The organism is Kitasatospora sp. NPDC059722, assembly GCF_042733235.1.
In the GTDB taxonomy this organism is placed as follows: Bacteria; Actinomycetota; Actinomycetes; order Streptomycetales; family Streptomycetaceae; genus Kitasatospora.
In genome coordinates this window covers 74,492-79,335 of record NZ_JBHWGD010000045.1, presented here as the reverse complement: position 1 = coordinate 79,335, position 4,844 = coordinate 74,492, and the positions used below count along the sequence as shown (strand labels likewise).

General features: G+C 77.8%; 3 protein-coding genes and 1 pseudogene. All 4 read right to left on the bottom strand.

Annotated elements, in window-relative coordinates; translation table 11 throughout:
* A pseudogene (locus ACFV4F_RS26450) lies at positions 1 to 797 on the bottom strand (hypothetical protein); the annotation flags it as partial.
* Positions 794 to 1,831 (bottom strand): NAD-dependent epimerase/dehydratase family protein, encoded by a 1,038-nt coding sequence (locus ACFV4F_RS26445; protein WP_380506014.1) that lies wholly within the window; start codon positions 1,829 to 1,831, stop codon positions 794 to 796. The gene ACFV4F_RS26445 and the pseudogene ACFV4F_RS26450, both read right to left, overlap by 4 nt.
* Positions 1,828 to 3,837 carry a fatty acid CoA ligase family protein gene (locus ACFV4F_RS26440; RefSeq protein ID WP_380506011.1) on the bottom strand — a complete coding sequence of 670 codons (2,010 nt, stop codon included), beginning with the start codon at positions 3,835 to 3,837 and terminating at the stop codon, positions 1,828 to 1,830. Before ACFV4F_RS26440 ends, ACFV4F_RS26445 begins: the two co-directional genes overlap by 4 nt.
* Entirely contained in the window at positions 3,834 to 4,628 is a 795-nt protein-coding gene (locus ACFV4F_RS26435; RefSeq protein ID WP_380506009.1) for a hypothetical protein, read from the bottom strand. The genes ACFV4F_RS26440 and ACFV4F_RS26435 overlap by 4 nt, the downstream gene beginning before the upstream one ends.
* Positions 4,629 to 4,844: the final 216 nt, after the last annotated feature.

Here is a 4,844-nt window from a genome sequence, read left to right as displayed (position 1 = left end):
TGGTTGTGGGGGGGGGGGGGGGGGGGGCCGCACTGGGGCGGGCGCTGGTCGACCGACAATTTGCCCGGGGGGGGGGCGGCGCCGCCCGGGGCGTGCGCCCGCGACCCCCGCGGGGCCGCCGCCGGGGCCCGGCCCGGCACGGTCCGCCGGCGCCACACGGCGACCGGACCCGCCGGGCCGCCCAGCGGCGAACGCTGGTCGAGCCCGAGGCGGGGGCGCTGCCCGCTGCGGCCGAGCGCGGCCAGCAGCCGGTGGTCGGTCAGCGGGTCCGCGGCGTCCTGCGCGGGCTCGCCCCGCAGGGCGCGGAAGACCTCGGCGGCCCAGGTCTGCAGGCCCTTGAGGTCCATCACCGCGTGTGCGGCGCGGAAGACGACGGTGGTTGGCTCGCCGGCGGGTTCTCCGGCGGCTTCCCCGGCGGCTTCTCCGGCGGCTTTCCCGGTGAGGAGCAGTACCTCGCAGGCCGGGGAGTCCCCGGCCTGCGCCAGGTGGCCGGTCAGCTCGGGCAGTCCGGTGAGCGTGGCGCGGTCGAAGGCGGGCGCGTCGACGGCCACGACCCGGGCCGGCACCCCGCTGTCGTGCCACGTCCGCCCGCGCCGCACGACCCGAGAGCCGGGGCAGGCCCGCGAGGCGCGCGCCACGGCCCCGGCCAGTGCCCGGGCGTCGATCCGCCCGGCGCCCTCGACCACGAGCTGGATCACCATCAGCTCGCCCAGCCGCGCGGCGGCGAGGTAGGACCACTCGGTGGGTGAGACGGGCCGCCGGAAGGCGGAGGCGGCGGCCGTGTTGTGCGCGATCAAGGCTGGACCTTCCTGGTGAACTCGTCGACGCCGCCGATCTCCTCGATCCAGGCGGCCAGCCGGGCCATCCCGGTCGCGTGGTCCACCACCGGCGCGCCCAGGTCGCGGCGCGCCGCCGAGGTGTCGTACGTGGCGGACCGGGTCAGCAGGGCCAGCGAGTAGCGGGACAGGGGCGGGGAGGTGCGTTCGGCGAGCGGGGGCAGCTTCCAGAGCAGGTCCGCCGCGAACGCGGCGGCCTTCAGCACCGGGAGGGGGACCCGCCGGGTCGGGGGCGTGCCGCCGAAGCGCTCGGCGAGGGCGGCCAGGGTGCTCCACACCTCCACCGGCTCCGGGTCCGCGACGAAGTAGGCCCGGCCGCCCACCCCGGGGGCCCGGGCAGCGCGCACGCTCGCCGCGGCGGCGTTGTCGCAGTGGCACAGCGAGGCGAGCACGGGCCGGCCGCCGGAGAGGTCGGGCAGGCGCCCGGCCATCATCTTCGCCAGCAGGCGCGGCATGAACCCGGAGTGGTCGCGCGGGCCCCACACGGCGCGCGGGCGCAGCGCGACGGTGGTGAAGTCCGGCTGGTCGGCGGCCAGGACGAGCCGTTCGGCGGCGGCCTTGGTCTCCGAGTACAGGTTGAGGAAGCGCCGCGGGTAGGGCTCGCTCTCGTCGATGCCGAGCCGGTCGCCGTCGCGCACGCCCATCAGCGCGCTGGGGCTGCCGATGAAGACGAACCGCCGGGCCCCGGCGTCGCGGGCGGCGGTCATCAGCCGCCGGGTGCCGTCGACGTTCTCGGCGTAGAACCGGGCCCGGGTGCCCCGGTCGGTGACCCGGGCGGCGCTGTGGTGCACCGCGTCGACGCCGTCCGCCGCCGCCCTGAGCGAGGCCTGGTCCCGCAGGTCGCCGAAGGCGAACTCGACGCCCGCCACGGTGCGCAGGTGGCCGAGGTCGCTGCCCTCGCGCACCAGCACGCGGACCTCGTCGCCGGCCCGCAGACAGGCATCGACGATGTGGCTGCCCAGGAATCCGGACGCGCCCGTCACCAGGACCTTCACGACGCGCCGCCCTTCGCGCCGGCGCGGGCCCGGCGCCACCACGTCGCCCCGAAGAGCATCGTGAGGGCGGCGGTGGCCGACGGCCTGCGGGCGGTGGCGCGTTCCTGCTCGGCCCGCAGCGCGGCCGGTATCTGCGCCGCGTGGACGACGACGCTCAGGAAGGCGTCCACCCACCACAGCGCGGTGAGCACCGGGTGCTCCCAGGGCAGCAGCGGCCACGCGGCCAGGTACGCCCAGCCGGCCAGCGGCACCGCGCGCAGCGCCAGGTCCGCGGCGCCGGGGCGCCGGCCGCCGGTGAGCCGGTCCTCGGCCCAGCCGGCCAGCAGCTCCCGGCGGATCTTGGCGTTGTGGCGCACGTCCACCGGGAACGCCGGGTGCACCAGGAAGTCCGCGACGGGCTTCGTCATCGGGTGGTCCGCCCCGAGGGCGCGCAGCTCCTCCTCGATGCGCGGCCACTGCTCCCGGCCGGTGCCCGGCGCCAGCTCCACGCACAGCACCGGACGCCGGCGCCCGCGCGGCCCGACGCCGACCAGCGCGGTGCGCCGCACCCGCGGGTGGGCGTTGAAGACGCCTTCGCAGCGCACCGTGTGCAGGTCGCCCTCGGGGGTCCGCACCCGCTGGCTCTTGCGCCCGCAGAACCAGATCCGGCCCTGCTCGTCGATCCATCCGACGTCACCGGTGCGGTGCCAGCGGGTGTCACCGTCCTGGATCTTGTGGTCGGCGTCGGCCCGCTCCGCGCGGAAGTAGCGGGGGCTGACGGCCCGTCCGCTCACCACGATCTCGCCCATCTCGCCGGGCGGCACGGCCAGGCCGGGCGTCCAGCGGGGCAGCGGGTCGTCGCCGATCGCGACGGTGCGCACCGCCATGCCCGGCGCCGGGCGGCCCAGGCAGACGCCGAGTCCGGCGGCCGGCCCCGCGGCCGGTGAGCCGGTGCTCCCGTCCGCGGTCCCGGCGGCGCTCCCCGCGGCCAGGGCCTCGCGGCTCTCCAGCAGCGCCATGGGCAGGGCCTCGGTCGCCCCGTAGGTGCTGAACACGCGTGCCTCGCCGGGCAGGACGGCGCGCAGCCCGGCCAGCAGCGCGGGGCTCACCGGGGCGCCGCCGGAGATGACCAGGCGCAGCGAGGGCACCGGGGCGCCGGTCGCGGCCAGGTGGGCGGCGAGCGGGCCCAGCAGCGCGGGGGAGGCGAACATCGCGTCCACCCCGAAGCGCCGCACGGCGTCGGCCAGCGACGCGGGGTCGGCGGCGCCGACCCGGGCCATGTCCATCCTCGGCACGACCACGGTGCGACCGGCCACCAGGTCGAACACGCCCATGAGCGGCATGGTGACCAGGGTGGTCCGTTCGTCATCCGTGAAGTGGGCCTCCTCGCTGCCCCGCGCCATCGCCAGCAGCATGCCGGCGGTGACCTCGACCGGCTTGGCCGGGCCGGTGCTGCCGGTGGTGTAGCCGATGAGCGCGAGGTCGTCCGGGCCGGTGGGCGCGGGGGCCAGCGGGGGCCGGCCGGCGCCGGCGGCGATCAGCCTGCGCAGCGCGGTGCCGTCCGGGCCGCCCACCGTGACGGAGCTGCGCACGCCGGCGAAGGCGCGCGGGCGCAGCCGGCGCAGCACCTGGGCCTTCGGGACGCCGATGAAGGCCTCCACGCGCACGCGCCGCAGGCAGTCGAGCATGCGCTCCAGGCCCATGCCGGGGTCCACGACGACGGGGACGGCGCCCACGTGCAGCATGGCGAGGACGAGCGTCAGCAGGTCGCCGCCGGGCGGCACCAGCAGGGCCGTGCGGGTGCCGCGGCGGATGCCGTGCGCCTCCAGGCCGGCGGCGCAGGCCGCGACGGTGGCGGCGAGTTCGGCGTAGCCGACGGTGGTGTAGGCGGCGCGGCCGTCCGCTTCGGTGCGGTCCGCGTCGGGGTGGACGAGCGCGGCCGTGTCGGGGGTGCGGGCGGCGTGGTCGGCGAACAGCCGTGCGGGGGAGGCATGTTGCTCGCGGGGGAGGGAGGGGGCGGGCGTCATCGGACGGTCCCCCCGTCGCCGCTGCCGGTAACGCTGCCGTCGCCGGTACTGTCGCCGCCGTCCGTGCCGGGGGCGGTCAGGCGGTAGAGCGAGGCCGCCGAGGTGAGCCCGGCGCCGACGGCGAGGAAGAGCACCTGGTCGTGTCCGGCGAGCCGGCCGGTGTCCAGGGCCTGGAGGTAGCCGTGGACGAGCGCGGAGGTGTGCGGGTCGCCGTGGACGCCCTCGACGGTGACGGCGGCGTCGGCGGCCAGGCCCAGGCGCTTGGCCAGGCGGGCGGCGAACCCGGGTGAGGGCTGCGAGGTGACGAGCAGGGTGCGGTCGAGGGCGAGGCGGGCCCGGGCGGCGTCGGGGCCGGCGTCCGTGCCGCCGTCGGTGCCGTCCGTGGTGCCGCCGTCGGTGCCGTTCTCGGTGCCGTCCGCGGTGCTCAGGACGGTGCGTACGGAGTCGGCGGCGAGGTCCAGCATGCGGTCCAGGGCGTCGCCGTCGCGCTCCACGACGATGCTGCTGCGCCCGCTGGCGCCGACGTCGGGCAGCGGCAGGTAGCCGTTGACCCCGTGCCGGCCGGGCAGGGAGCGGTGGTGCACCCGGCCGAAGCCGCAGGCGTCGTCGGTGCGTTCGAGCAGCAGGGCCGCCCCGGTGCTCGCGTACGGGAAGGCGGGCGTGCCGGCGCGGGAGGCGTCCGACGACGGGTGGGTGTCGGCGCAGACCACCATGACCCGGCGGGCGCCGCCGGTGGCGAGCAGGGCGTCGGCCGCCTGGACGGCGTTGAGTACGCCGCAGGCCCCGTTCATGAGGTCGAAGGAGAACGCGGCCCGCCGCTCGGGGGAGCGCAGGTAGTCGAGGTTGATGCCCAGGCGCTTCTGGATGAGCGCGGCGACGGACGGCTCGACGATGTTGGAGTCGCGGTAGACGCCGACGTTTAAGAGGACGTCGACCTCGGCGGGGGCGAGCCCCGCCCGCGCCCGGCAGGCGCCGGCGGCCGCCGCCGCCGGGCCGGAGGTGCTGGC

What these genes read in the sequence shown, in the direction of transcription:
- ACFV4F_RS26440 (WP_380506011.1), bottom strand. Translation starts at nt 3,837, where the DNA reads ATGACGCCCGCCCCCTCCCTCCCCCGCGAGCAACATGCCTCCCCCGCA.
- ACFV4F_RS26435 (WP_380506009.1), bottom strand. Translation starts at nt 4,628, where the DNA reads ATGAACGGGGCCTGCGGCGTACTCAACGCCGTCCAGGCGGCCGACGCC.